Genomic DNA, 25,726 nt, shown 5'->3' with positions numbered 1-25,726 from the left:
TAAATTAAACTTAATTTTCTTTTTACCATTAAGCCATTAAGTAATTTAAGTCAAGCTTTATGAGCTTAATACCTTAATGGTAAAAAAACAAAAAGCAGATAATATTGTTTGCATGAAAAAGACTTTATAATAATGAAAATCACAGCCGAAGCCTTACGACAAAAAATAGGACAATTTTTCTTTCCAGCCGTATTCATCAACGATACCGAAGAAAATATTCAGGAAACAGAAAAACTTATTAGAGAACACAACATTGGAGGATTGACTTTTTTCCATAGTCGTGCAAGTGCCGCAACGAATTACGAGAGCAAGAAAAAAGTGGTTTTCAACGATGACAGCTACGAAAAAATCAAAGCGCTAATTGCTCGTTATCAAAAAGCCGCTTCTACCCCGCTTCTAATTAGTATTGATGCAGAATGGGGTCTGGCAATGCGAATTGAGAAAACACCGCAATATCCGTATGCGATTACGCTTGGCGCTTTGCCAGAAAACAAATCTAGTTTAGTTTACGAAGTTGGAAAACAAATTGGTTTGGATTTAAAAGCGGCCGGCATTCAGTATAATTTATCGCCTTTGGCAGACATCAATAATAATCCAAACAATCCTGTAATTGGCTATCGTTCCTTTGGTGAAAACAAAGAAAAAGTAGCCGATTTTGCTGTAGAATATTTAAAAGGAATGTCAGAAGTTGGTGTCTTAGGCTGTTTGAAACATTTTCCTGGACACGGAAATACCAATGTAGATTCGCATTTGGGATTGCCAGTTTTAAAAGAAACTCTTGAAGAATTATTAGAAAACGAATTATATCCTTTCATTAAGGGAATTGAAAATAATGTCGATTCTATCATGATTGGACATTTGGCTGTTCCGAGTTTAAATGACGGAAAAGATACTTCTGCAACTTTATCAAAAGCTGTGATTCAGGATCTTTTGCGAGACAAATTAGGATATGATGGTTTAGTAATTTCTGATGCTTTAAATATGCACAGCGTTTCTAAATTGTATGAAACAAAAGGCCAACTGGAATGGGAAGCTTTCAATGCTGGAAACGACGTTTTATGTTTTGCTGAAAATGTTCCCGAAGGCATTGAAGCAATTTATAAAAATGCTTCTCCAGACCGCATTTTTGAAAGTTATAACCGAATCATGAAAGCGAAAGAAAAAGCAGGAATTCTTTCTGGAAATACAGCTGTTTCAGGCGAATTAAATTTCGAAAAAACATCAAAGTTAAATCTTGAAATTGCGCAAAACGCCATTACCAAAATCATCGATAACGGAATTTCAGATTTAGCTCTTGAAGCTCAGCAAAACAACAAATTAGCCAAACTAAGTTTATATAAAAATACCGAAAATACATTTTTCAAAACTTTAAATACTAAACTATCTTCACCAGAATTTGCTTTTGAAAGTTTAGAAACTTCGGATATTTCATCAATTAAAAACGAATTGGAAAAATTCGAAACCATCATTATTTCATTATTTGTTCCAAAAGCAAAACCATTGAATAATTTCGAAGTAAACGATGAAGTTTTCGAGTTGCTTTCACATTTACTGCAAACAAAAAAATGCATTGTTTACGTTTTCGGAAATCCTTACGTTCTACCTCTTATTCCGAATCTGAAAAAGGCCTCAGGACTAATTCAGGCCTATCAGGATTTTGAAGAATTTCAAAAAACAGCAGGAATTCAATTTTTAGAAAAAAATAATTTTTCAGGCGTTTTGCCAGTAAACATTGACATTCAATAAATTACAATAACAAATAGTCAAAATTTATCAACTTATAAATTTTTATAATCACATCTTATTGTAACTACCTGTACTTATGCCCTACTTTTGCAGCAAATAAATATTTAACGTAAAACGAAAATTATGTCTTTAGTAGGAAAAAAATTCCCAAGTATTGCAGTAGATGCTATCTCAGAAATGGGTGACAATTTAAAAATCAACATTTTTGAAGAAGCAGTAAACAACAATAAAAAAGTACTTTTATTCTGGTATCCAAAAGATTTTACTTTTGTATGTCCAACTGAATTACACGCCTTTCAAGCTGCATTACCAGAATTCGAAAAAAGAAATACTATCGTAATTGGTGCTTCTTGCGATACTAACGAAGTTCACTTTGCTTGGTTAAATACTCCAAAAAACAATGGTGGAATCGAAGGTGTTACTTACCCAATCTTAGCAGATACAAACCGTAACTTAGCTAATATTTTAGGTATTTTAGATATCGAATCTACAAGCTACAGCGAAGATACTGATTCAGTTATCATCGAAGGTTCAAACGTAACTTACAGAGCTACTTACCTAATTGACGAAACTGGAAAAATTTTCCACGAAAGCGTAAACGATATGCCATTAGGACGTAACGTAAACGAATACTTAAGAATGGTTGACGCTTACACGCACATCCAAACTAAAGGTGAAGTTTGTCCTGCAAACTGGGAAGCTGGTAAAGAAGCAATGTCTGCTGATAGAATCAGTACTGCTGAATACTTAAGCGCTAACTAAGCTTCTAAGATACTAAGGTTCTAAGTTGCTAAGTTTTTTAACTTAACTTTTGAATCTTAAATACAATTCTACAATAAAAGTCAAGAGATTCTAAGATTAGACTTAGATCTTAGAATCTCAACGACTTAAAAATCTATCAAAAAAATCCACACAAAGTTATTCGGTTCGAGAGCAAACTTAGCATCTTAGAACCTTAGCAACTTAGTGTCTTAAAAAAAAAATTATGTTAATCGACTTAAACGAAGATACGTTAGCAGATTTAGTTGCTAAAAACGAAAAAGTAGTAGTACAATATTCAGCTTCATGGTGTGGAAATTGCCGTATTATGAAACCAAAATTCAAAAAATTAGCAACAGAAAATGAAGCTATCACTTTTGTTTTGGTTGATGCAGAAAATGCTCCAGAATCAAGAAAATTAGCTAACGTAAGCAACTTGCCTACATTCGCTACTTTCGTAAACGGACAATTAGTTGGCGAAACGCAGACTAACAAACAAGAAGTTTTAATCGACTTAGTAAACGCAATTGTTTAATTGGTTATTTGTTTATTCGTTTAATCGATTAAACAAAAAAACGATTTAACGCTTAAACAAAAAATCATGAAATTACCAGTAATTAAGCATTTAACGCAATTCATCGAAGAAAACGATCAGGATTATATCATTGAAACGATTGAAGTTCTTGAAGCGATGACCGAAATTCCTTCCCTTAAAGACGAAGAATTGGACGTAATTGGCGAACTAATTTCAAATATGTACGGCGCCCTTGAAGTACAAAAATTGGTTGCACAAGGTACAGACAAAAAAGAAGCTTTAAATACGTTTATAAAACGTGTTTTAGGTTCTATCGATAAATAAATCGTCCTCCTACCCAAGAATAAATAAAAAAACAAGACTGAGAAAGCGTTTCTATTTTAGAGACGCTTTTTTTTAGTGGTCAGTGATCAGGGTTTTAGTGGTCAGTTTTTAGTCGCAGTCTCAGTTTTCAGTCACAGTTCCCACACAATCTTGTCATCCTGACGAAGGAAGGACCACACTAGAAATTCCGCAACAGTTTTCAGTCGCAGTCACAGTCTTCACACAATCTTGTCATCCTGAGCGAAGTCGAAGGATTGCAAAGTTCGTCGACAAAGATTAATAATTCAAACCGCAGTGCAACTCACAAAGGCTTCGACTCCACTCAGCCTGACAAAGTTAATCTAAAATCTACATTCTTAAATCTAAAATCTAAAATCTAAAATCTAAAATCATCTGGGCGAGCCACCATCCGGATAAAAAGGGTAATTCTCTTTATGGTTATACCCCTTTTTATCGGGATGCTGTCGGGCTATCCGCTCCGCCGCGGCGGATTGCTCCTATCCCTCTCGCGAACGTTTTCAAAAGAAGTTTTCGATTTTAAATCATAGAGATTATTTTCAAAAGCTTTTCCTACACAATCTTGTCATCCTGACGAAGGAAGGATCTTCACAAGTAACTCTACAATCTAAATCGTCAATCTTTGTCGAGTTTCTAACGAAGATCCTTCCTTCGTCAGGATGACAAACTATTCGAACCAAACTTTGTCAAAGTATAAAACTTTGACAAAGTTGAACGTAAAAGAGTTTACGATTCAAAAAACAATATTCTCTCAAAATTTCAGTTATCAATAAGAATAATTTGCCATAATAAGTCAAAAAATCGTGAATTTGTGGCTACCAAAAAGGACACCTTAATCTCTCCTTAAACCGTTAACAAATACTTTTAGATTCAAATATTAATCCTTACTTTTGAACCTCATTAATTTTAAACAAAAAACATGGCATCTATCACATTAGGAGGAAATCCAGTTCATACATCAGGCGAATTGCCAGCAGTTGGATCACAATTAGCTGACTTTAAATTAGTTCAAAACGATTTATCAGTTGCTTCCTTAAGCACTTTCGCTGGTAAAAAATTAGTTTTAAACATCTTCCCAAGTGTTGATACGGGAACTTGCGCAACATCTGTTAGAACTTTCAATGCAAGTGCAAGCGGATTAGAAAACACAACTGTTTTATGTATTTCTAGAGATTTGCCTTTTGCTCAAAAACGTTTTTGTGGTGCTGAAGGTTTAGAAAATGTAGTAAACTTATCAGATTTTCAAACTGGTGCTTTTGGAAAAGCAAACGGATTAGAAATTATCGACGGACCTTTAGCAGGTTTACACTCAAGAGCAATCATTGTTGTTGATGCTGACGGAAAAGTTCTTCACACAGAGCAAGTTGCAGAAATTGCAAACGAACCAAATTACGAAGCCGCTTTAGCAGCACTATAATATCCTTTATGGAATTTCAAAAAGACAATACTTTTTTTACAGGCCGATTAAAAAGCATGACCTATGCTTTCAATGGGGCTGTAAAATTAATCAAAACAGAACACAGCATTATGGTCCAATTCTCATTGGGAATTATTATGACCATCGCTGGATTCTATTTTCATATTTCTCAAACCGAATGGCTATGTCAAACCTTAGCCATTGGTTTGGTTTTAAGCATTGAAGGATTAAATACCGCAGTTGAAAAAATTGCCGATTTCATCCATCCTGATTACAGCAAACGAATCGGTTTTATTAAAGATATTGCTGCAGGGGCAGTATTTTTTGCTGCAATGACTGCAATAGCAATAGGCTTGATTATTTATATTCCCAAATTTATTTAGGCAAAGGAAAACGCAAGAATGGCAAAAAATAAAAAAGAAACTGTAGATAAAAAAAACGACAAACAAGAAGGAAATAAAAGATCATTTAAGATGTCCAAACAACAAAAATTTGTTCTAGGTTGTCTTCTGGTTCTTTTTTCTATTGCCCTATTGGTCGCATTTATTTCTTTTTATGTTAACGGACAATGGCAAAATGATCAAAGTGTTGTAAATCAACTCGGAGACCGTACCGAAGTTGCTGAGAATTGGCTCGGTAAATTCGGAGCGTATCTTGCCGATTTAATTATCTATAGAGGTTTCGGACTTGCCTCTTTCATTTTCGTGCGTTTATTTTTCCTTACCGGAATGTTTTTAGCATTGGAACTTTCAACACAAAAACTAAAAAACACTTGGTTTTGGGATATTTTCGCCATTATTATCGTTTCGGTACTATTTGGTTTCTTTGCCACTTCTGCTCCAGAATTAGGAGGAACAATTGGCTACGAACTAAATCTATTCCTTCAAGATTATATTGGTAAAACAGGCACTTTGCTCACACTCCTTTTTGGCTTAATCGTCTATCTGATTTTCAAGATCAAATTATCGCCAGAAAAAATTCAATCGTATTTTGATTCGACTAAGAAAGAATTCAAAACAGAATTAAACAATTTGAAACCTGCTGTTCAGCAGCCTGAAAGCGCGTATAATCTAGAAGAATTTTCTATTAAAGAAGAAACTGAAGAAGAAGCTGATTCTGAGCTGGATAATATCCACCTTAAAACGGTTGACTCTCAATTTGAAATCAACAAAGAAGCTTTAAAACCAACCATTTCTCATGCTTCTGAAATTGAACTAAATCCTATTTTAAAACCAATTCAGCCACCGCCAACACAAATTACAGCTACACCAGACGAAGCATTTGTAATCGAAAAAGCGGAGGAAGAAGACATTATCGAAGAAAACTTAGCTTCTCGTCTAGTTGCTGATTTCGGATTATTTGATCCAACTTTAGATTTATCGAATTATAAATTCCCAACCATCGATTTATTAAAAGAATATTCGACTGGTGGAATTACCATTAATCAGGAAGAATTAGAAGAAAACAAAAACAGGATTGTAGATACCCTTCGTAACTACAAAATTGAAATTGCACAAATTAAAGCAACCGTTGGACCATCGGTTACTTTATATGAAATTGTGCCGGAAGCAGGAATCAGAATTTCTAAAATTAAGAGTTTAGAAGATGATATCGCTTTATCATTATCCGCACTAGGAATTCGTATTATTGCGCCAATCCCAGGAAAAGGTACTATCGGTATTGAGGTTCCGAACAAAAACCCAACTATGGTTTCTATGAAGAGCGTTATTGGAGCCGCAAAATTCCAAGAAGCCGAAATGGAACTGCCAATTGCATTAGGAAAAACTATTTCTAATGAAACTTTTGTTGTCGATTTAGCCAAAATGCCTCACTTATTGATGGCAGGAGCAACTGGACAAGGTAAATCTGTTGGATTAAACGCGGTTTTAACTTCGCTTTTATACAAAAAACATCCTGCCGAAGTAAAATTTGTTTTGGTTGATCCGAAGAAAGTAGAGCTTACGCTTTTCAACAAAATAGAAAGACATTATTTAGCTAAACTTCCTGACACGGAAGATGCTATTATTACAGATAATGCAAAAGTTGTTAATACTTTAAATTCACTTTGTGTGGAAATGGATAATCGCTATTCTTTATTAAAAGATGCGATGGTTCGTAATATTAAAGAATACAACGAAAAATTCAAGTCCAGAAAATTAAATCCAGAAGCGGGTCACCGATTTTTACCTTACATCGTTTTGGTTGTCGACGAGTTTGCCGATTTGATTATGACCGCAGGAAAAGAAGTCGAAGTACCTATTGCGCGTTTAGCTCAGTTAGCCCGTGCTATTGGTATTCACTTGATTATTGCAACACAAAGACCTTCTGTAAACGTAATTACAGGTTTAATTAAAGCCAATTTCCCTGCCAGAATTGCCTTTAGAGTAACTTCTAAAATCGACTCAAGAACCATTTTGGATACTCAAGGTGCAGATCAGCTTATTGGGCGTGGAGATTTATTATATACCAACGGAAATGATGTCATTCGTGTTCAATGCGCTTTCATTGACACACCAGAAGTAGAAAAAATCACCGATTTTATTGGCGGACAAAAGGCGTATGCCACAGCTTATTTGCTTCCAGAGTTTGTTGGTGAAGAAAATGGCATTAATCTTGATATAGATATTTCCGAAAGAGATACTTTATTTAGAGAAGCGGCAGAGATAATTGTCAATGCCCAACAGGGTTCTGCTTCTTTATTGCAACGAAAATTAAAATTAGGATACAACAGAGCCGGTCGTCTGATAGATCAGCTGGAAGCAGCTGGAATTGTTGGTCCGTTTGAGGGCAGTAAAGCACGCAGCGTAAACATCTTAGATTTAAATGCTCTTGATCAATTTTTTAATAATGAACAAAATTAATCCAATCATGAAAGCAAAAATTCAAGAAATCAACAACAATTCTATCACAAACATGACTAAAAAGTGTTTTCAAATGGCAGTTATATTGCTATTGAGCTTCACTTCTATTCAAGCTCAAGATAAAAAAGCGAAAGATTTATTGAACGAAGTAACTTCTAAAATAAAAAGCTACAACAATATTGTTATCGATTTTAAATATTCTTTGAATAATGCCAAAGAAAACATCAATCAAGAAAGCAAAGGAAATGTAACAATGAAAGGAAACCAATATGTTTTGAACTTCATGGGCGTTACTAAAATTTTTGACGGTCAAAAAACCTACACTATTGTTCCTGAAGACGAAGAAGTTACTATCTCTAAAGTAAACGAGAAAGATGATAATGCTATCACTCCTTCTAAAATGCTTACTTTCTTCAATTCTGGCTACAAATATAACATGGACATTGTTCAGAATGTAAAAGGAAGAAAAATTCAATACATCAAATTAGTACCGACAAGCGGAAAAGACCAAAGAAAAGAAATTTTGTTAGGTATTGACGTTCAGACAAAACACATCTACAATTTGATTGAAACTGGGAAAAACGGAACAAAAACAACTTTAACCGTTAATTCTTTTAAAACCAATCAGCCATTATCAAAAAATCAATTTACCTTTGTAGCGAGTAAATACCCGAAATACTACATCAATAAATTAGATTAATCAGAAGGTTGAAAATTCTAGACAAATACTTATTAAAAACATTCTTAGCTACATTTACTACGGTATTTGTAATCTTATTTTTCATATTCATACTTCAAACAGTATGGCTATTTATTTCAGAACTAGCAGGTAAAGATCTCGACTTAATATTGGTCGTGAAATTCCTGCTTTTTTCTATGCCACGAATTATCCCGCTGGTATTACCGCTATCTGTTTTACTAGCATCGATTATGACTTTCGGAAATTTAGCCGAAAATTACGAGTTCGCCGCTATGAAATCTTCAGGAATCTCACTGCAAAGAGCAATGCGAGTCTTGATTATTTTTATTTTTGTTTTAAGTATTGTCGCATTTTGGTTTGCAAATAACGTTATTCCATATGCCGAATATAAATTTGTAAATTTCAGAAAAAACATTGCACAAGCTAAGCCTGCTATGGCTATTGCCGAAGGCCAATTTAACGATGTTGGCACTTATAACATTAAGGTAAACAAAAAATCTGGCGAAAACGGCAATCACCTTACTGGTGTGACTATTCACGAGAAAGCAAATAATATGGGTGAAAATAAAACCGTAATTAAAGCTAAAACCGGTGAACTAGTTAGTAGCGAAAAATCCAGTATTTTAAAACTGATTTTAAACGATGGTTACTATTACCAAGACGTTACTCCAAAAAAATATGAAGATCGTGCAAAAATGCCTTTTATAAAAGGAAAGTTCAAAACACAGATCATCAATATCGACTTATCTGAACTTAACAAAGTTGATGATAGCAAAGAAAGCATAGCAGGAACAAATGCAATGCTGAATGTTAACGAGTTACGCTATACGTTAGATTCATTGAGCAAAAATTTAGACAACGAAATTGTTTCTTTTTCTGAAAATATTAATCAGCGCGTTGGAATTAAAAAATTCTATAGAGATCCCCAAAAAGATATTAAAAAGAAAAAACTTCCAACTGATCTTTTATCTATTTATTCCAACAAAGACAAAGTAGATATTTTAAAAATGGCAGGAAGCAATATCACGAGCAATATTTACTCTATTGAAACTACTCAGCGAGATTTAAAAGACAAACAACGAGAAATAAACAAACATTATAATGCCTTATATGAGAAATTTGTAATTGCTTTTGCTTGTTTCTTAATGTTTTTTATTGGAGCTCCGTTAGGCGCTATTATTAGAAAAGGAGGACTTGGACTCCCTATTGTATTTGCCGTATTAATCTTTATTACTTTCCACTTTATTAACACATTCGGAAAAAGGTTATCTCAAGAAGGCGGAATGGCTCCTTTTGTAGGATCTTGGATGTCGTCTTTCATCTTGTCTCCCCTTGCAGTATTATTAACTTATCGCGCTACAAACGATAATGGATTAATTAATTTTGATGCAATAACAACTCCGATTTCACAACTATTTCAGAAAATCTCTGAGCGGTTTTTACCTGCTCAAAAGCAAAAATAATTATGTCAACAACAAAAATACAACTGAATACCATTGAAGAAGCTATAGAAGATATTCGTCAAGGTAAAGTAATCATTGTAGTAGATGATGAAGATCGCGAAAATGAGGGTGATTTTTTGGCTGCTGCCGAAAAGGTAACACCAGAAATGATCAACTTTATGGCTACTCACGGACGCGGATTAATCTGTACACCCCTGACAGAAAGCCGATGCAAGGAACTAGATCTTCGTGCCATGGTAACCAACAATACCGATCACATGGAAACTGCCTTTACGGTTTCTGTTGACTTAAAAGGACATGGCGTTACAACGGGTATTTCTGCTTCTGACAGATCAAAAACAGTTCAATCATTAGTTGACCCTAATACAAAACCGCACGATCTAGCTCGTCCTGGTCATATTTTCCCTTTAATCGCCAAACAAGGTGGTGTTTTGCGACGAACAGGTCATACTGAAGCAGCAATTGATTTTGCACGTTTAGCAGGATTTAAACCCGCTGGCGTAATATGCGAAATCTTAAACGAAGATGGAACAATGTCTCGTTTACCAGAATTGATTAAAGTGGCTAAAAAATTCGATTTAAAGTTAGTTTCGATTGAAGATTTAGTTGCCTACAGAATGCAGCATGACAGTTTGATTGTTAAAAAAGAAGATTTTGATATCGAAACTCGTTTTGGAACATTCAGATTAAGAGCCTATGAGCAAACCACAAACAAACAAATCCATATTGCTTTAACAAAAGGAACCTGGAACCTTGGAGAACCTATCTTAACTAGAATACACTCTTCTCAGGTAAACAACGATTTGTTAGGCACATTGACTAACAATGCAGAACAGCAATTGGACGATATGTTTAAAGTAATTAATGAGAACGGAAAAGGCGCTGTTATCTTCATTAACCAAGATATGACAGCTGTCAATCTATTAAACAGAATTTCTGAGCTTAAATCGTTACAAGCTAACGGAACTTTAAAAGCGCCAAAAGTGATTATCGACAGTAAAGATTATGGTATTGGAGCTCAAATTCTCCATGATTTAGATATTTCTAAAATCAGATTGGTTTCGAACACAGAACAAACAAAACGAGTTGGTATGATTGGATATGGACTTGAAATTACAGAATACGTTAAATACTAATATGGGAACAGTAGAAGAAAGAATTCAAAAATCAGAAACTCGAATTTTTAAAGCAGTTTTCCCTAGTACAACCAATCATTACGACACTTTATTTGGAGGAACAGCACTCCATCTTATGGATGAAGTTGCCTTTATTTGTGCTACGCGTTTTAGCCGTAAAAAAGTAGTTACGATTTCTACCGGTCAAATTGACTTTAAAAAAGCAATTCCTGCAGGAACTTTAATCGAATTGGTTGCAAAAGTAGATAGTGTTGGAAGAACAAGCTGTAAAATTCATGTTGATATTTTCATGGAACAAATGTATTCGGAACTTCGCGAAACAGTAGTTTCTGGAACTTTTTCGTTTGTTGCTGTCGATGAAAACAAAAAACCAACGCCAATTCTAGACGATTTGGATTAATTCTTGAAAAAATCTCATTTTCGGAAATACTGATACTTAGATACTTGAAAATTATTTTAAAAATCTTCAAAAAAAAAGTCTAAAAAAGTTTTGAGAACCGAAAAACCGTCTTATATTTGCACCCGCAATCAGGCAATGAGAGCAACATACTGGAGAAATGGCAGAGCGGTCGAATGCGGCAGTCTTGAAAACTGTTGACTGTAACAGGTCCGGGGGTTCGAATCCCTCTTTCTCCGCTGAGAGCTTAAAAAGAGACTTTTCAAAGTTTACAAAAAAGGCCAAAATTCACGGAAAACCCTGCAGATCTTGAGATCAGCAGGGTTTTGTCTTTTAAGTGCATTTTCAATATTTTCAAAAGCGCACAGAAGTTTCGTGTCAGAATCGTGGCACGGGTTTCCAAAGCGGCGGGTGTGCCACAAAATATCTCGCCATTCCTTATAGACAAAGGGGTTAAGCACGTTTACATCTTGTTTAAATCACGCTATAATTCTACATTTACTAATCTAATAAGTTGAATTATGCTAGAGAACAGCTTTGGGCTTCTTTTCTTTTTGAAAGTGCCACGCAATGGAAGTAAAATTAGAACAGTCTATTTCAGAATTACCATAAATGGTGTTCCGAAAGAAGCATCCACCAGAAGACAGTGGGACATCGACCGCTGGAGCCAGAAAGACGAAAGAGCAGTCGGCACAAAAGAGGATGCTAAATCCCTGAATTTTTTCCTGGATTCAATTACCAAGAAAATCCACGATATCAAGACCGAAATCCTGCTGAGCGGCAAACCCATCAGTTCGATTAAAATTATGGATCAGATTCTGGGAAGATCAGCACCAAAGACCAAGGTTCTGGAAGAATTTAAAAAGCACAACGATGAATTAAAAGCACTGATCGGCAATGGTTATACCGAGGCAACTTTTGAGAGGTTCTCAATTACTAAAAATCATCTCAGCGCTTTTATAAAACTTAAATACAATACCGATGATTTTGAATTCGGCGACTTAGACCTGCTATTTGTAAATGATTTTGAGTTTTATCTTCGATCAGTCAGAAACTGTGCAAACAACACTACTCTTAAATACATTGCAAACTTTAAAAAAATCGTGCTCAGAGCTCTTGATCAGGAAATTATTTTGAAAGATCCTTTTAAAAATTTCAAACGAAGAAAAACGAAGATTGTAAAGAAACCCATTTCCGCAAACGAACTTGCAAGACTGGAGAGGCATCAATTTACAACGGAGAGGCTGAGCATTGTACGCGATATATTTGTATTCCAATGTTATACCGGACTGGCATACATAGATGCTTACCAGCTTACAAGTGCTGATATAAAGGATGGAGTTGACGGCAAACTTTGGATTATATCAGAAAGGCAGAAAACGAATTCTACGGCAAAAATTCCGTTGCTTCCCAATGCACTTAAAATTCTCGAAAAATACCGAAACCATCCAGTGAATGTCAAACGAGGTACCCTGCTGCCGGTTTCCTCCAATCAGAAAATGAACGAATATCTCAAAGAGATTGCCACATTATGCGGTTTTCCTTTTACTCTCAACACCCATATGGCCCGACGCACATTTGGAAGCACGGTGACTTTAAACAATAATGTACCTATTAACGTGGTAAAAGAACTGCTTGGACACTCCTCCGTAAAGCAGACAGAGGCGTATGCCATAACAGAGCAGGCAACAATAGGAAGAGAAATGTCTGTGCTAAATCAAATACTCAATCCACAGACTACTGAAATTTCTTTGAAAGATCTAACCACACTTGAAAAACTTGAAAAAGAAATCCAATTAATTAAAAAAAAATATAACATAAGTTCATGATATATTTTAACCTTTTAGTAAAATTAAAAAGAGGTTATCTCACATTTGCTGAGATAACCCCTTTTTGCTTAATTGCACCACGCTTCTAATACCAGGATGATAGGAAGGAATATATTTTACATAACCGAAACATTGGAGCTGTTTAAAATATTTATGATAAGTTGGTATTGTATTTATATGTGACAATGCCATTATTTTTCTTCTGCTAACTTTAATCCTTCTTTTAGCTCCTTGCCTATATCCTAAACTTAAAACAGCTGTCAAAATAGCCAAATGCCAAATATTAAGTCTGGAATCTTCCATATAAACAAACAAATGATTCATCATCCAACTTTCTGCAGACTTATTAATTTCATTCATCTCTAAAAAGCTTTTCAATATCTTCTCTACTGTAATAATAAGAGCCAAGGACTTTTTTGAAACGCACTTTCTGGCTTGTTCTAAGATTTTGCACCGAGCCGGCAGAAATATCTAGTAGTTTTCTAACAGACTTGCTTCTAAGCCAATCAGGTTCCATATTTTCTGTGTGACCAAAATCCTTTTCTTTAAATACTGCCTGTATTTTATCTAATAAAAGAAGACCAAACTGTCGCAGATCTTCCTTGGTTACCATGTCATTCATATTATAATTTAATAAATTATTAATTGCTGAACCTTTAACTATTAATTATCTGCGTCAACTGAAAACAGAAAATGCACCTCACTCCCACGATTTTTTTTAAAAGACGGTTTGTATTTTATATAGCCATATTGATGAAGTTCCTGAACACATTTATGATATGTATTTGCTGAGGAAACTTTTGCTATAACAATAATCTCAGAGCTGAACACAAAAATTGGATTAATAAAGCCCTTAACTGATCTAAACTGCAATAAAGCTGCATAAATGGCAATATGCATTGGACTAATCCTGTAGTCTTTCTCTATTGCGGTGAAAAAATCCGATAAAGGCTTTATCTTTTCCATAATTATTAAAGTGTGGGAGTTTTTCTTTTCTTTACTTTATTGTCTTTACTCCCTGAGTCACCCTGCTCAGAATCTAGATTTTTTTTTTGATCTTTTGAAACTGTTTCTTTTTGAGATTCAGCCTTTTTTTCTTCCTTGCTTTCACGATGATTAATTCTCTGTAAATTCTCGTCATATACGTTAACTGTCTTAAACTGGGGATTAGCCTCCACATACATCTTACTTTCAGCACTGCCCACAACGAAAGTCACAGACTGAAGATTTCCTTTTTTAAGAGAATTCAAAAGATCGTCCTTATACCGCGGCGTATTAAGTTCCTTGATAGAATGTTTGGAAAGGCTGGCTTCTAAATCATATCCATAGTTCTGATGGTATTGATTCAGTTTAAAATTCCCCTGACTGTCAGATTGTTTAAAGTCGATTTTAAGCCAGGAATTATAGCTTTCCCCTTCCCTTGTCTTAAGGTCTTTATTGACAGAACGGCCCTCCATTAAATTGTATGCCTCTTTCATTGTTATGCTTGCGCTGTCTTTGTTGATGTAAAAGGTCTGTTCCAGCCCTGGTTTGTTTTCCTCTTTCTGCAGATTCACGTGATAGGAATTAAAAAAATACATATCTGTCTGTTCAGATTTTTTGAAGCTTAATTCAACAGTCAAGGTATCTTTGTTTGGCAGACCATTATTCATAATACCGGTGTGCATAATTTTAAAGTCCTTATCACCTTTCATCATGTTCTCTTTCAGTTCTGCATCGAACGTTTCTCCAAATCCAGTATATTTTAACTGGTCTTTCAGGTATTCTAAATTTTTCTGATTCATTGTGTTCGTATTTAAGTTGTTTTCTAATAATTCTTTTCTATCCCTGAATCGTTTTGCAAATCCGGTCAGATCAAAAGCTACATTTTCGGATATGTCAATTCCGCTCTCCATAACTGCTTTCAAGTCATCAATTACCGCTTCAACTGGCACGCTCTGAAAATAATTAGCTTCATTAGTCATGACCAGACAGTACTCCTGTGCATCCAACGACTTTCTAAAAAATTCAATTGTATAAGTATCAGTTACCTCATCAGTATTAAATGCAGCAAATCGCTGACCGTTAAAAGCCATTTCCTCAGCAAATGACAGCATCAATTCCGTATCAGCTAAGTTGATTATCATAATATGTTTTATGGACTAAAAAGTATCTATATTGAATTCCGTAATCGGATATACTTTACCAGCCAGATTATTATTATCAATATCAACTTCCAAATGCCTACCTCCATTTTTTTCAATCATCTCAATAGTGAGATATTTACTTTCAGGAATTGTAAATTTCTCCAGCGCATAGACCTTCACTATTGCAGATTGATAAGGGATAACTAAAGAGGACGAAGTTGTGTATAAGGACTGCAATTCTATTTCCTGAGACGCGGTACGTTTTGATTTTTTCCGGTCCCTGATAAAAAAGCGAAACTGATCAATATCGTAGTTAATCTTTGATTTGTTTTCAAAAACAATACGCAGATATAAAACGTCCTGCTGAATAAAAATGCCGTTTACATTCAGGCTGATTTGATACTTGGATTTTTTCAAACCGCTTGTCTTTTTCATTTTGGATAAAACAAGTGAAGCGGTCTGCTCGATTCTTTTCTGATTCTCGTTTTCTAAAGAAAACAGCACTTCCCTGGATGCGGCCACTTCATTGTCTGCTTTAATATTTAAGTCAGGACAGTCTTCATCATAATTTAGTACAAACACGTATAATTTACCATCTGACGTTACTATCGTTAAATTGGTCTGGAAAAAATATTGCTTAGCTGCTTTTATCAGCAGTATATTCTCCACTCCTTTCGCCTTCTGAACCAGCACATCTGAACTACCTTTATCAATGCTTTTAATTGCATAAGGAAAAACAATGCTTGTGGTTTTGGAGAAGCCGATCTGCAGATTCTTATAATGGTCTTCGTAAAAGGCGACCTCTCTTACTTTAGACTGCGGGGAAGCCGAAAAGCAAACCAGCATCCAGCTGATCAATAACAAATATTTCACTCTTTTCATTTTTTATATTTTAAGGTTTTAAATTCTTTTGTTTTTCATCGTACAGCAGCACCCGATATCCTGCCTTTACAGCCACTTTTATGAGTTTTACTTTTTTGCTCATAAGACTCTTAGCCGCCTCAATCCCCATTCCTGCAGCTTGCGTCCCCCATGAATCCGAAATACCTGTAAGGCCGAGCGTCTGTATTGAACGCTCTGCGGATGATTTGGCAACGTCCCTGCTGATAGCTCCTGGAATATAGATGCCGTCAATGCCGTCAATATCATAAACAGCCAGTTCGACAGGAAATATGGAATTATTGTACTGGATGCTGGTAATTTTGACCTCCATCCTCTCCCCTTTTAAGGCTGCTATTCCGTACAGAAAAGTATTCCTGGGTATATCTGTTCCCAGCAGGAAAATATCATGCGAAAGCCTTAATTTGACCACCGACCCGCTGACAATTGTCTGTGTCTGATGAATAACCGCTTCAATAGAATTCTGTACCATTTCTGAGAGCTGTTCTTCGTCCAGAGAATAAAATGCATTTGTTTTTAAAAAGCTCTGCGAGCTGGCATTCCGCTCCAGTGAACTTATGTTATCCTCTTCTGTTTTTTTCAGTACTGAATATGTTTTTCCCTTTTTACTGTCAGATGATTGCTTAAGCCGTTCCTGCACTCGCTGTGGATGCTGTATATCCAGAATATTTTCCAGCATTCCTCCTAACTGCTGCAGTTCGGGATCAGCTTCCTGCGGTGCGCTCATTGCTGACATAAGTCCTTCGAGTTTTTTGATTTCTTCTGATTCTGCACCAGAAGTACCGTAATTTTCAAATTCCCTCATGTCCTGACCGTAACTTGCCGAAGGTGGAGGCTGGTTGATTACTTTTTCAAGAGCTCTGAGTTTCTCGTAAACTTTCTGTTCATTGCGGTCCTGAAAAGACTGCGAATTAAAAGCCGATCTGCTTTTAGGAAGACTGCGGGATTCAAAATCATCTGCGGAAAAAGAATTAACTTTATCTTCAGAAGCTTTATCAGCAAAATAATTAGGATCTTTCTTTATCTGTTCTCGCAGTTTTATTGAATCAACTGCCGCCTGATCGTAATAGCTCATCTTGTCCAGTGCCGAGTCTTCTTTAAATTTAGGCAGTGGCAGATTAAAATTAAATCCGTTCTTATCATCATTCTCTGCAGTTTTGGCTTCCATTCGTCCTCCCCCTAACGAGTAGAACAAGAATGTTAGAAATGGAAGTGTTATAAGTGGCAACATTAAAAGCAGCTTTCTCTTTTTAGATTCCTTTAGTAATAGTGTTTTCTCTTCCATAGTTTTAGTTTTTTAAGTTGATTGTCTTAATTTTTGATGCTGTCAAAACCTCAGTTTCTTTATAAAATGCTCTGTACAGATTAGAGATCAAAATACCTGATGTTAAAACCATAAATAAAAGAAGAGCCAAAATGAGTTCTCTTTTTGAGAGGCCATCTGTGAATCCACTCATTTTTTCAGCCCATCTTTTCTGCGCCAGCAGATAAAACTTGTTATAAACCACAGGCTCAGTGCGTTTTTTAAATAAAGATTTCATATGAATTTTATTTTCTGGTTTCAGCTGATAAATCCTTATTATCGATTGTATTAAACCGCTCAATAAGGAACCCGTGCGGATTATTATCGCTTCTCGAAACATTGCGAAGAGCACCTTCAGTAAGCAGGCTTCTTTTCAGAATGCTTGTAGTGCGGATAATGCTTTGTCTGGCATAACATCTAAAACGATAGGGATATTCGCGAATATCGATGCTAACACTGTCGATATGGATCGTCTGGCTTATATTCCCCGATATAATGCCCGAGTAAAAATTATTTTCCTTCAGATCATCATAAATGCGTTTTGCACTGTCGTCTGCCAGATAAAGCGCTTTAGTTATGTTGGTTTTAATGACCTTATCATCAGGGTCAAGCGTAAAGAAAAACTTGTGAAAGGTTTTCACATGGTCCCTTGCTTCCACAGCAATATTATCTTTTCTTTCCGAAGCATAAGCTTCAAGCGCTTTGCCATTTGCCAGAATATATACTTTATCCTGCATAAGGTTTACAGTCTGCAAACTCTTGTAAACAGCATAACAGCTTACAATTATGCAGCCTGAAATTACAAGCATTGTAAATCCTTTCACATATCTGAAAGCTGTATCTATGTTCTTCATTTTAGTAAACATGGGATGTTGATTTAAGTCTGTTTTGAATTTCCTTTAAGCCTGTCATTCATATAATTTCCCTTTTCAGCAAAATATGGGCTGCTTCCTGCTGTCGCTGCCATACTGCTTGTCATTCTCCGGTCTGCATCTCCCATCGCATCTGCGGCCATTCCAACTGCATTTGAAGAGGTTCTTACAACAGAACTGGCTGAACTGCCGAACAGGCTGGTCACTTTATGGCCTAGCGCTCCTCCTCCGCCGGCATGAACAATATAATTGGCAACAGAAGGCACCGTAAAGTATCCTATAATGCCTATTATCATGAAGATTAAGTATGCACGGACTGCTTGGACATTCATTCGGAGGGTATGAGTCTTTGTTTATTTCTACCCAAACCTCTATGTTTGCAACCGCTGTGGCAAGCGGGGCTATTACTGATTTGGTAAGTTACTATCATACTGTGGGAAGTTTTGGCCGTCCCAATATCTGGCGATTTGAAGCTGAACAATGGAATATGGGATCACCTCATCAAATCCCCGAGCTTTATAGAGCAAATTCATCAATTTTTCACGCTGATAAAATAGATAAGCCCCTGCTCCTATGGAGCGGCAAAAATGATCCTCAGGTAGACATGCGCCAAAGCCAGGAATTTTATCTTGCACTTCGGAGATTAAGAAAAAAAAGCATCATGCTACTCTACCCCAATGAAGGCCATATTTTGCTTGACAAGAAAAACCAGAAAGATATTACCATCCGTACCTTGCAGTGGTTCAATTATTTTCTGAAAGATGAAATAACATCGGACTGGATTTCGTTCGGGGTAAATTAATAAATAAAAAAATGCAGTTCCATATTTGGAACTGCATCCTTTCTGTTTACAAAATTATTGGCCATCCACTATGCGGTATAATGGAAGCGGACAGTTGTTATCCTCATCCCTGTCGTAAATGGTCGGACCGGAGGTAATGTTAAGCCTGCAGACATCATCCTTAGGAATATCCGAACATTCCACTGGCCCCTGATTACACTGGCCATTTAAGAAATAATACCCTGATTTTAGAGCTACTGTCTTAGCTTTCTCAGCACGCTGCATCGAAGTCGTTGCAAATGCTCCCGCTACAGCCAGAACTGCAACTGCAGCTGGCATTACATTTTTTACAAATAACGTTTTCATAATAACTAATTTTTATATAATAATCTGATCTACTTTTTTATACAGGTGTTCGATCTAAGCCCTGGCACCGGCCGGTATATTATTGTTTTTATAGTTTGTTTTAGGTTTATTTTATTTCCCTTTTAAGAATTTCGCCAACTTTATACACTACAAGATCGGTACCTATAAGCGCGTATAAATTATTGTCGCTGACCATCAGTGAATTCAGCTGGTTACCTGACGTGTGATAGATTGGAAAGCTCATTCGATAGGTCATGTTTTTTAAATCATAAACATCAATTATAAAGGAACTATTCCATAACTTTTCATTCTCGTATCTGCCCTTAATCTTGGAATGTACAAAAAGCAGATTTTTATAAACAGCAGCTTTTGCGTTAACAACTTCTCTAGGGGAACTGATCGCAAAACTTTTTCCATTGTTAAATTTCGACACTTTAAAACTAACATGACTTATAGTGTCAATTGTATTGCCTCTTGAAAGCAGCGTTCCTCTTTTATCTGCTGTAAAAAATGCATTGCGGTAGTAATACAGATAGACAATTAATTCAGATTCACTGCTATATAGAAGCATACCGTCTGTATCAAAAATCCCATCTTTTTGCTTCTCAAGCAGTGCTCTTTTATAGCTGATTTTTTCGGCAGCATCTGAATTGAAAACCGCAATCACATTGGCTGCGTTTTTTGAGTTATTTGAACGTATGACAGCGCTTAAACTGTCCATAATAACAGCCTTTGTAAAATAGGGGATTCCTTTCAGGTCCTTTGTAATTTTCCAGTCTTTAATTTTCCCTCGTAAAAGCACTGGTACAGTTCCGTCAGTAATATAAAAGTAAGGCGGTCTGACATTTACGGTTATCGTCCTAAATGGTTTGCTTTTTAGATCCAGTTGCATCTTTTCAACTCTTCTCTTCTTTAAATTATGATCGAAGGAAAGGATGTAGGCTGGATATTGGTAATTTCCCATATAAATCCGGGAATCAGAAATTCCTGCGATATAATGGGAGTTATATTTGATATCGACTAAAGCGGAAAATTCTACAGGATGCTGCGGATAACGTCTAATGAACGGATTGTTTTTGTGCATAATGGTTTCCGAAGTAAAAAATAGTATAATCATAACAGTGGAACTTAGTGAAATAACTATTACCGAAATTAGAGTCAGCTTAGCTCTGGAAAAATTCTTCTTAATACTTTTCATTAGCTCTTCGTTTTTAAAAATGCCGACTAAAGCCAATATTACAAACACTATATTGAATATAAAATGAACTTTCCAGCTCATTTTTTCCAAAATTCCTCCACATGAACAGGGTATAAAGGAACCGAAATTTAAAATTAAAAAGATGTATGCAGTAAACATAGTCATTAGTCCCAGTGATGCAAATAATCCAAAAGTCCTCGTTCTTCGAACAATTACAAAAAATGCTATAATAATTTCTGTTGCGATTACAGCCCAAGAAACAATGTCTGCATAAGCACTTATAAGCGGCGATTGGCCAAGCTGCACTTTAAAATTTTCGAAATCCAGTATTTTACTTACAGCTGCGTATATAAACAGCCCTGCAAACAAACTGCATATCGTTTGGATTATAAAACGTTTAACCGAAGTAACTGGAATCATCATCATTATTTATCTTTTGAAATTATAAGCTGCTTTAAAAAATCAGATATTGCTTTTCTAATTTCTTTATACAAATGTACATGCGAAATTTCGTATAAAGCCTTTAAAAATCAAGCCAAAATCTTTGAAAATCAGGCAATCTTACTTTTTAGCTGATACCATAGAAAATGCCTGCACTTTGTAAGAATCATGCAGGCATTTATTAGTAATGTTTGTTTTGGAATCAGCCTTTTATCGAAGCGCTGATTTCGGCAAGTTTTTCATGAACATCGATAAGACCAGCTTTCTGAAGAAACTCCTCTGACAGGCTCTCCAGCTCTGCTCTCCTCTGCTCACTTACACTCTCTAAAAGCATCGAAGACCCTTCTCTGATCTTCAGACCATCCTGTATGAGATGGCTTAACAGGAGCACATTTTTTCGTGAAATTTTCAGATCCATTTTCACAGTCTCATTCATTCCTGGAGTACTTAAAATGGTTTCAAATACTTTGGCTACATCATTTGCTGTAATCATAATTCATCATTTAAAAATTAATACTTAGCTAAGTGTAAAATTAGAAAGGATCTTCCCTATTCACCCTACTCAAAATTTGGGGAGGATTGCAGGGCTTGCTCTGCTTTTCTAATTTCGCTTTATCATAAGCCCAATACTAAATTTCAAAGCTGTTTCTTATTGCGGTTAAACGGTGCAGATTAACAGCAGCTGGTTCATATGATTAAGGAACTGTAAGACTCTCACATAAACTTAAAATAAAGCTGAAAGTGGCTTTATTGAAGCTTTCGGACTGCGGTTTTCTGCAGTCAGCAAGATGTCTGGTTGTATCACAACCAAAAATCTTGCTGCCCTTCTGCTCGGAACTCGCTGGCAGTGAAACTTTCAGTTTAAATGAAATGGATATAATGAAAAAGAGAAGATTATGGAAGAGCAAAACAGCGGCAGAAACAGATGGCTCCACATCCGGCTGACCAAGGAAGAATTCGAACAGATTGACAAAAATTTCAAGGCATCAGCCTGCCGCAAACGCAGTGATTTTGTGCGCAGAAATCTATTGCGCAAACCCATTGTAATGAAGTACAGAAATGAGTCGCTGGATAAACTTTTGCAGGAGCTGATACAGCTGCGGTCACAGCTGAATTTCATGGGCAATAATTTCAATCAGAGCGTTAAAAAACTCCATACCCTTTTTGAAATTTCCGATTTAAGAATATGGATACTATCTTTTGATTCCGACAGGAACAGATATTTTTCCCTCATTGAAGAAATAAAAAAAAGCATTGAAAATCTCGCTCAAAAATGGTTGCAGTCATAAATACAGGACAATCGATAAGAAGCATTTTCATGTACAATGAAAACAAAGTCTCTGAGGGAAAGGCAACATGCATCGGCGAGGGAAATTATCCGATGGATCTTGAAAAAATGTCAGAAAATTTTAAGCTCGGTGTATTTTTAAAACAGCTTCAGCTCAATGAAAATGTCAAGCGCTCCGCAGTGCATATCTCACTGAATTTTGACCGCTCCGACACGGATTTATCAAAAGAAAAACTCATGCAGATTGCTTCTTCCTATATGGACAAGATAGGATTCGGCTCGCAGCCTTATCTGGTTTATCAGCATCACGATGCAGGACATCCGCATATTCATATTGCTTCGATAAATGTGAGAGCAGATGGATCAAGGATCAACATGCACAACATTGGAAGAAACCAGTCTGAAACGGCTCGGAAAGAATTGGAAATTTCTTTTGATCTGATTCGTGCAGATTCTAGAAAAAAACAGAGTCCTGCACTTATTAATGCGATTGATGCAGAAAAAATAAAATATGGGGCGATGGATTCCAAAAGAGCTATCAGCTCTGTATTAAATGCGGTCATTCCGCACTACAAATACACCACGCTTGGCGAGCTCAACGCAGTATTGAACCTCTATAACGTTAAGGCGGAACGTGGAAAGGAAAATTCAAAAATGTTTCAGAACAAAGGGCTGGTCTATCAGATTCTGGACGAAAATAAAAAGACGGTCGGGGTACCTATAAAAGCCAGCAGTTTTTATTCCAAGCCTACCCTTTCCCAGCTTGAAATGAATTTCGCTGCGTCCAAAAGCTCGCGTGTGGTAAACATGAAAAGAACCCGAAATGCTGTGGATCTGCTGCTTTTGAAATATCCTTCCATTACGCTTTCCCAGCTTGAAACCCGGCTGGCAAATCAGGGCATCACCGCTGTAGCCAGAAAAAACGAGAACGGTTTAATCTACGGCATGACCTACATAGATCATAACACAAGATGCGTATTCAACGGAAGCAGTCTGGGACCTGCTTATGCAGCCAAAGGACTCCTTGAGCGTATTGGACGATCTTCTGAATTTGGAAAACAGTCGGCTGTTTTGGAAAGACCCGTGAGCCAGAAGAATTCTTTTATTTCCGCAGCTGAAGTGCAGCGGATAATTGATGATGTGCTTTATGCAGCAGCGCCGTCAGATTACATTCCCAAACAGCTTAAAAACAAGCGTAAAAAAAGAAAAAGAAAAGGACCGTCCGATAACAATTAACACACAGAAATCATGAGCATGCAGACAGGAGAAAATGAACAGGCGCTTAGAAAGATTTTAGACATGACAAGACTGATGGGCATAGCAGTACTGCTCATCCATTTTTATTTTTACTGCTTCGATTCCTTCAGGCAGTGGAATCTTGCGCCGGATTTTGCCCGCAGAATACTGGAGAATATCCATCGAACCGGCCTTCTGGACAGCTTCCATAAATCAAAGATTTTTGCCCTTGGACTGCTGGTTATTTCCCTTATGGGGGCCAGAGGAAGAAAAGATGAAAAACTGCATTTTAAAACCGCGTTTTATTATATCGGTCTGGGGCTAATACTTTACTTTGGTTCTTATCTGGCTATTGTAATCTTTGTGGATACTGAAGTATGTTCTGTATTTTATATCTCCTTGTGTTCTATGGGTTATCTGCTGACGCTTTCCGGCGGCACACTGCTCTCCCGCATTATCAGAAGAAAGCTCTCCACAGCAGATATTTTCAATAAGGAAAATGAAACTTTCCCCCAAGAGGAAAGGCTTATTGAAAATGAGTATTCCGTCAACCTTCCTGCTCGCTATCACCTCAAAGATAAAGTGCGCAGCAGCTGGATTAACATCATAAATCCCTTCCGTGGGATTCTGGTTCCCGGAACTCCCGGATCTGGAAAATCATACTTCGTAATCCGCCACGTAATCACCCAGCATATCGCTAAGGGTTTTTCTATGTTCATCTATGATTTTAAGTTCGACGACCTCACCATAATTGCTTATAATGCCTGGCTGAAATTCCGTCATCTTTATGCCGTTGAGCCCAAATTTTACATCATAAATTTCGATGACCTATCAAGAACCCACAGGTGCAATCCTCTTGATCCTGCGGCAATGACAGACATTACTGATGCTGCTGAATCGGCACGCACCATCCTTATGGGGCTCAATCGGGAATGGATCAAAAAACAGGGCGATTTCTTTGTGGAATCTCCCATAAATTTCCTGACGGCGGTCATCTGGTACCTTCGAAAATACAGTGATGGCGAGTACTGCACCCTGCCCCATGTCATTGAAATGATCCAGACCGATTACGAAAGTCTTTTCACGCTTCTGAGAACCGAAAAAGAAATCGAAGTGCTGATCAATCCCTTTGTAAGTGCGTTCCTGAACGAGGCAGTCGACCAGCTGGAGGGGCAGATTGCTTCAGCTAAAATCTCGCTGGCTAAACTCTCCTCACCTCAGCTTTATTATGTGCTCTCAGGCAGTGATTTTACCCTAGATATTAATACCCCCTCAGATCCAAAAATTGTTTCTATGGGAAACAATCCTCAGAAAATACAGACTTACGGAGCGGTGCTTTCCCTTTTTGTAAGCCGTCTCATCAAGCAGGTAAACCAAAAGGGAAAACTCAAAAGCAGCCTGATTTTTGACGAGTTCCCCACTATTTATCTCAACAATATTGACAGCCTTATTGCAACGGCTAGAAGCAACAGAGTGAGCACCTGCCTGGGGATTCAGGACTTTAGCCAGCTTCGCAAGGACTATGGCCGGGAACAGGCTGATGTAATTGTTAACATAGTCGGAAATATTGTCTCGGGACAGGTCACTGGAGATACGGCAAAACAGCTCTCGGAGCGTTTCGGAAAGATAATGCAGGACCGCGAGAGCCTTTCGATCAACAGCAGCGACACTTCCATCAGCCGTTCAAGACAGCTCGAATCCGCAGTGCCGCCCTCGAAGATTTCTTCATTGAGCTCGGGAGAATTTGTAGGGATGACAGCCGATAACCCGGATTGCAGAATTGAGCTTAAAACCTTTCACTGCGAGATTATCAACGACCACGAAAAGATCAAAAAAGAAACGGATAATTATAAAGAAATTCCAGTCATACGGACAATTGATAATGTTATCATCCAGAAAAATTATCTCCAGATTAAAATTGAGATTCAGGAAATAATCCACAGCGAAATGGAACGGATAATCAAAAGCCCGTCGCTTTCATCGCTGGTTCTCAAAAAAGAAAAATAACCCTTCATCCTTAGATTTTTTCT

General features: G+C 36.7%; 27 protein-coding genes, 1 tRNA gene and 1 pseudogene. 17 read left to right on the top strand and 12 right to left on the bottom strand.

Annotation, left to right across the window (positions count from 1 at the left end; translation table 11 throughout):
* Positions 1 to 132 precede the first annotated feature (132 nt).
* The 13 genes from ABTV69_RS11155 (at position 133) to ABTV69_RS11095 (ending at position 13,185) form a co-directional block, all read left to right on the top strand.
* On the top strand, positions 133 to 1,746 hold the full coding sequence (locus tag ABTV69_RS11155; RefSeq protein ID WP_433836339.1) for a glycoside hydrolase family 3 protein: 1,614 nt from the start codon (positions 133 to 135) through the stop codon (positions 1,744 to 1,746).
* Positions 1,747 to 1,869: 123 nt separating this feature from the next.
* Positions 1,870 to 2,508 (top strand): peroxiredoxin, encoded by a 639-nt coding sequence (locus ABTV69_RS11150; protein WP_012024184.1) that lies wholly within the window; start codon positions 1,870 to 1,872, stop codon positions 2,506 to 2,508.
* A gap of 223 nt (positions 2,509 to 2,731) precedes the next feature.
* Positions 2,732 to 3,040, top strand: coding sequence for a thioredoxin family protein (locus ABTV69_RS11145; RefSeq protein WP_243230513.1), 309 nt, complete (start codon positions 2,732 to 2,734; stop codon positions 3,038 to 3,040).
* A 66-nt stretch (positions 3,041 to 3,106) separates the two neighbouring features.
* Complete coding sequence (locus ABTV69_RS11140; protein WP_433836337.1) at positions 3,107 to 3,364, top strand: DUF6952 family protein; 258 nt, start codon at positions 3,107 to 3,109, stop codon at positions 3,362 to 3,364.
* A 937-nt stretch (positions 3,365 to 4,301) separates the two neighbouring features.
* Positions 4,302 to 4,799, top strand: a complete 498-nt coding sequence (gene tpx / locus ABTV69_RS11135) for a thiol peroxidase (protein ID WP_433836335.1) — start codon at positions 4,302 to 4,304, stop codon at positions 4,797 to 4,799.
* A gap of 8 nt (positions 4,800 to 4,807) precedes the next feature.
* Positions 4,808 to 5,182, top strand: coding sequence for a diacylglycerol kinase (locus ABTV69_RS11130; protein ID WP_250835142.1), 375 nt, complete (start codon positions 4,808 to 4,810; stop codon positions 5,180 to 5,182).
* Between the two features lie 18 nt (positions 5,183 to 5,200).
* Positions 5,201 to 7,660 (top strand): DNA translocase FtsK, encoded by a 2,460-nt coding sequence (locus tag ABTV69_RS11125; protein ID WP_433836332.1) that lies wholly within the window; start codon positions 5,201 to 5,203, stop codon positions 7,658 to 7,660.
* Between the two features lie 7 nt (positions 7,661 to 7,667).
* Positions 7,668 to 8,360: a LolA family protein gene (locus ABTV69_RS11120; RefSeq protein WP_433836330.1), complete on the top strand. Its 693-nt coding sequence runs from the start codon at positions 7,668 to 7,670 to the stop codon at positions 8,358 to 8,360.
* A gap of 8 nt (positions 8,361 to 8,368) precedes the next feature.
* The gene (locus tag ABTV69_RS11115; RefSeq protein ID WP_433836328.1) at positions 8,369 to 9,823 is read left to right on the top strand and encodes an LptF/LptG family permease; all 1,455 of its coding nucleotides are present in this window, start codon (positions 8,369 to 8,371) and stop codon (positions 9,821 to 9,823) included.
* Positions 9,824 to 9,825: 2 nt separating this feature from the next.
* Positions 9,826 to 10,959 carry a 3,4-dihydroxy-2-butanone-4-phosphate synthase gene (ribB, locus tag ABTV69_RS11110; RefSeq protein ID WP_433836326.1) on the top strand — a complete coding sequence of 378 codons (1,134 nt, stop codon included), beginning with the start codon at positions 9,826 to 9,828 and terminating at the stop codon, positions 10,957 to 10,959.
* Position 10,960: 1 nt separating this feature from the next.
* Positions 10,961 to 11,359, top strand: coding sequence for an acyl-CoA thioesterase (locus ABTV69_RS11105; RefSeq protein ID WP_125721663.1), 399 nt, complete (start codon positions 10,961 to 10,963; stop codon positions 11,357 to 11,359).
* A 151-nt stretch (positions 11,360 to 11,510) separates the two neighbouring features.
* Positions 11,511 to 11,595: transfer RNA gene (locus ABTV69_RS11100), tRNA-Ser, on the top strand.
* A gap of 282 nt (positions 11,596 to 11,877) precedes the next feature.
* Positions 11,878 to 13,185, top strand: coding sequence for a site-specific integrase (locus tag ABTV69_RS11095; RefSeq protein WP_433836323.1), 1,308 nt, complete (start codon positions 11,878 to 11,880; stop codon positions 13,183 to 13,185).
* Positions 13,186 to 13,224: 39 nt separating this feature from the next.
* Here ABTV69_RS11095 and ABTV69_RS11090 read toward each other — a convergent pair whose 3' ends face one another.
* From ABTV69_RS11090 to ABTV69_RS11050, 9 genes and pseudogenes are all read right to left on the bottom strand, one after another.
* Entirely contained in the window at positions 13,225 to 13,545 is a 321-nt protein-coding gene (locus tag ABTV69_RS11090; protein WP_433836321.1) for a hypothetical protein, read from the bottom strand.
* Positions 13,538 to 13,807: a helix-turn-helix domain-containing protein gene (locus ABTV69_RS11085; RefSeq protein WP_433836319.1), complete on the bottom strand. Its 270-nt coding sequence runs from the start codon at positions 13,805 to 13,807 to the stop codon at positions 13,538 to 13,540. Before ABTV69_RS11085 ends, ABTV69_RS11090 begins: the two co-directional genes overlap by 8 nt.
* 41 nt (positions 13,808 to 13,848) lie before the next feature.
* Positions 13,849 to 14,151, bottom strand: coding sequence for a hypothetical protein (locus ABTV69_RS11080; RefSeq protein ID WP_219071446.1), 303 nt, complete (start codon positions 14,149 to 14,151; stop codon positions 13,849 to 13,851).
* A gap of 5 nt (positions 14,152 to 14,156) precedes the next feature.
* Entirely contained in the window at positions 14,157 to 15,311 is a 1,155-nt protein-coding gene (locus tag ABTV69_RS11075; RefSeq protein ID WP_433836317.1) for a hypothetical protein, read from the bottom strand.
* A gap of 15 nt (positions 15,312 to 15,326) precedes the next feature.
* The gene (gene traN, locus ABTV69_RS11070; protein WP_433836315.1) at positions 15,327 to 16,193 is read right to left on the bottom strand and encodes a conjugative transposon protein TraN; all 867 of its coding nucleotides are present in this window, start codon (positions 16,191 to 16,193) and stop codon (positions 15,327 to 15,329) included.
* 10 nt (positions 16,194 to 16,203) lie between these two features.
* Positions 16,204 to 17,496, bottom strand: a complete 1,293-nt coding sequence (gene traM, locus ABTV69_RS11065; RefSeq protein WP_433836313.1) for a conjugative transposon protein TraM — start codon at positions 17,494 to 17,496, stop codon at positions 16,204 to 16,206.
* Between the two features lie 4 nt (positions 17,497 to 17,500).
* Positions 17,501 to 17,752 carry a hypothetical protein gene (locus ABTV69_RS11060; protein ID WP_433836311.1) on the bottom strand — a complete coding sequence of 84 codons (252 nt, stop codon included), beginning with the start codon at positions 17,750 to 17,752 and terminating at the stop codon, positions 17,501 to 17,503.
* Between the two features lie 7 nt (positions 17,753 to 17,759).
* Positions 17,760 to 18,368: a conjugative transposon protein TraK gene (gene traK / locus ABTV69_RS11055; protein ID WP_433836309.1), complete on the bottom strand. Its 609-nt coding sequence runs from the start codon at positions 18,366 to 18,368 to the stop codon at positions 17,760 to 17,762.
* Between the two features lie 23 nt (positions 18,369 to 18,391).
* A pseudogene (locus ABTV69_RS11050) lies at positions 18,392 to 18,697 on the bottom strand (conjugative transposon protein TraJ); the annotation flags it as partial.
* 62 nt (positions 18,698 to 18,759) lie between these two features.
* Between ABTV69_RS11050 and ABTV69_RS11045 the strand changes: the two are divergent.
* On the top strand, positions 18,760 to 19,188 hold the full coding sequence (locus ABTV69_RS11045) for an alpha/beta hydrolase family protein (protein ID WP_433836307.1): 429 nt from the start codon (positions 18,760 to 18,762) through the stop codon (positions 19,186 to 19,188).
* Positions 19,189 to 19,242: 54 nt separating this feature from the next.
* Here ABTV69_RS11045 and ABTV69_RS11040 read toward each other — a convergent pair whose 3' ends face one another.
* From ABTV69_RS11040 to ABTV69_RS11030, 3 genes are all read right to left on the bottom strand, one after another.
* Positions 19,243 to 19,533 carry a DUF6520 family protein gene (locus tag ABTV69_RS11040; RefSeq protein WP_433836305.1) on the bottom strand — a complete coding sequence of 97 codons (291 nt, stop codon included), beginning with the start codon at positions 19,531 to 19,533 and terminating at the stop codon, positions 19,243 to 19,245.
* Between the two features lie 106 nt (positions 19,534 to 19,639).
* Entirely contained in the window at positions 19,640 to 21,157 is a 1,518-nt protein-coding gene (locus ABTV69_RS11035; RefSeq protein WP_433836303.1) for a DoxX family protein, read from the bottom strand.
* A gap of 217 nt (positions 21,158 to 21,374) precedes the next feature.
* The gene (locus tag ABTV69_RS11030; RefSeq protein WP_379786703.1) at positions 21,375 to 21,665 is read right to left on the bottom strand and encodes a hypothetical protein; all 291 of its coding nucleotides are present in this window, start codon (positions 21,663 to 21,665) and stop codon (positions 21,375 to 21,377) included.
* 403 nt (positions 21,666 to 22,068) lie between these two features.
* Here ABTV69_RS11030 and ABTV69_RS11025 point away from each other — a divergent pair, with 403 nt between their 5' ends.
* Genes ABTV69_RS11025 through mobC form a run of 3 tightly spaced genes read left to right on the top strand, consistent with a single transcriptional unit; the run spans position 22,069 to position 25,703 of the window.
* Positions 22,069 to 22,461, top strand: coding sequence for a plasmid mobilization protein (locus ABTV69_RS11025; RefSeq protein ID WP_433836300.1), 393 nt, complete (start codon positions 22,069 to 22,071; stop codon positions 22,459 to 22,461).
* Positions 22,446 to 23,696 carry a relaxase/mobilization nuclease domain-containing protein gene (locus ABTV69_RS11020; protein ID WP_433836298.1) on the top strand — a complete coding sequence of 417 codons (1,251 nt, stop codon included), beginning with the start codon at positions 22,446 to 22,448 and terminating at the stop codon, positions 23,694 to 23,696. Before ABTV69_RS11025 ends, ABTV69_RS11020 begins: the two co-directional genes overlap by 16 nt.
* Before the next feature lie 18 nt (positions 23,697 to 23,714).
* A complete protein-coding gene (gene mobC, locus ABTV69_RS11015; RefSeq protein ID WP_433836297.1) occupies positions 23,715 to 25,703 on the top strand; it encodes a conjugal transfer protein MobC in 1,989 nt (662 codons plus the stop codon).
* The last annotated feature ends 23 nt before the right edge of the window (positions 25,704 to 25,726 follow it).

Source organism: Flavobacterium anhuiense (assembly GCF_050990855.1).
Lineage (GTDB): Bacteria > Bacteroidota > Bacteroidia > Flavobacteriales > Flavobacteriaceae > Flavobacterium > Flavobacterium anhuiense_C.
This window is presented reverse-complemented; position numbering and strand designations above follow the sequence as displayed.

What these genes read in the sequence shown, in the direction of transcription:
- ABTV69_RS11085 (WP_433836319.1), bottom strand. Translation starts at nt 13,807, where the DNA reads ATGAATGACATGGTAACCAAGGAAGATCTGCGACAGTTTGGTCTTCTT.
- traM (WP_433836313.1), bottom strand. Translation starts at nt 17,496, where the DNA reads ATGGAAGAGAAAACACTATTACTAAAGGAATCTAAAAAGAGAAAGCTG.
- ABTV69_RS11140 (WP_433836337.1), top strand. Translation starts at nt 3,107, where the DNA reads ATGAAATTACCAGTAATTAAGCATTTAACGCAATTCATCGAAGAAAAC.
- mobC (WP_433836297.1), top strand. Translation starts at nt 23,715, where the DNA reads ATGCAGACAGGAGAAAATGAACAGGCGCTTAGAAAGATTTTAGACATG.
- ribB (WP_433836326.1), top strand. Translation starts at nt 9,826, where the DNA reads ATGTCAACAACAAAAATACAACTGAATACCATTGAAGAAGCTATAGAA.
- ABTV69_RS11090 (WP_433836321.1), bottom strand. Translation starts at nt 13,545, where the DNA reads ATGAATGAAATTAATAAGTCTGCAGAAAGTTGGATGATGAATCATTTG.
- ABTV69_RS11155 (WP_433836339.1), top strand. Translation starts at nt 133, where the DNA reads ATGAAAATCACAGCCGAAGCCTTACGACAAAAAATAGGACAATTTTTC.
- ABTV69_RS11105 (WP_125721663.1), top strand. Translation starts at nt 10,961, where the DNA reads ATGGGAACAGTAGAAGAAAGAATTCAAAAATCAGAAACTCGAATTTTT.
- tpx (WP_433836335.1), top strand. Translation starts at nt 4,302, where the DNA reads ATGGCATCTATCACATTAGGAGGAAATCCAGTTCATACATCAGGCGAA.
- ABTV69_RS11130 (WP_250835142.1), top strand. Translation starts at nt 4,808, where the DNA reads ATGGAATTTCAAAAAGACAATACTTTTTTTACAGGCCGATTAAAAAGC.
- ABTV69_RS11030 (WP_379786703.1), bottom strand. Translation starts at nt 21,665, where the DNA reads ATGATTACAGCAAATGATGTAGCCAAAGTATTTGAAACCATTTTAAGT.
- ABTV69_RS11120 (WP_433836330.1), top strand. Translation starts at nt 7,668, where the DNA reads ATGAAAGCAAAAATTCAAGAAATCAACAACAATTCTATCACAAACATG.
- ABTV69_RS11125 (WP_433836332.1), top strand. Translation starts at nt 5,201, where the DNA reads ATGGCAAAAAATAAAAAAGAAACTGTAGATAAAAAAAACGACAAACAA.
- ABTV69_RS11150 (WP_012024184.1), top strand. Translation starts at nt 1,870, where the DNA reads ATGTCTTTAGTAGGAAAAAAATTCCCAAGTATTGCAGTAGATGCTATC.
- ABTV69_RS11095 (WP_433836323.1), top strand. Translation starts at nt 11,878, where the DNA reads ATGCTAGAGAACAGCTTTGGGCTTCTTTTCTTTTTGAAAGTGCCACGC.
- ABTV69_RS11060 (WP_433836311.1), bottom strand. Translation starts at nt 17,752, where the DNA reads ATGAAATCTTTATTTAAAAAACGCACTGAGCCTGTGGTTTATAACAAG.
- ABTV69_RS11040 (WP_433836305.1), bottom strand. Translation starts at nt 19,533, where the DNA reads ATGAAAACGTTATTTGTAAAAAATGTAATGCCAGCTGCAGTTGCAGTT.
- ABTV69_RS11080 (WP_219071446.1), bottom strand. Translation starts at nt 14,151, where the DNA reads ATGGAAAAGATAAAGCCTTTATCGGATTTTTTCACCGCAATAGAGAAA.
- traK (WP_433836309.1), bottom strand. Translation starts at nt 18,368, where the DNA reads ATGAAGAACATAGATACAGCTTTCAGATATGTGAAAGGATTTACAATG.
- ABTV69_RS11025 (WP_433836300.1), top strand. Translation starts at nt 22,069, where the DNA reads ATGGAAGAGCAAAACAGCGGCAGAAACAGATGGCTCCACATCCGGCTG.
- ABTV69_RS11020 (WP_433836298.1), top strand. Translation starts at nt 22,446, where the DNA reads ATGGTTGCAGTCATAAATACAGGACAATCGATAAGAAGCATTTTCATG.
- ABTV69_RS11045 (WP_433836307.1), top strand. Translation starts at nt 18,760, where the DNA reads ATGTTTGCAACCGCTGTGGCAAGCGGGGCTATTACTGATTTGGTAAGT.
- traN (WP_433836315.1), bottom strand. Translation starts at nt 16,193, where the DNA reads ATGAAAAGAGTGAAATATTTGTTATTGATCAGCTGGATGCTGGTTTGC.
- ABTV69_RS11145 (WP_243230513.1), top strand. Translation starts at nt 2,732, where the DNA reads ATGTTAATCGACTTAAACGAAGATACGTTAGCAGATTTAGTTGCTAAA.
- ABTV69_RS11075 (WP_433836317.1), bottom strand. Translation starts at nt 15,311, where the DNA reads ATGATAATCAACTTAGCTGATACGGAATTGATGCTGTCATTTGCTGAG.
- ABTV69_RS11035 (WP_433836303.1), bottom strand. Translation starts at nt 21,157, where the DNA reads ATGATGATGATTCCAGTTACTTCGGTTAAACGTTTTATAATCCAAACG.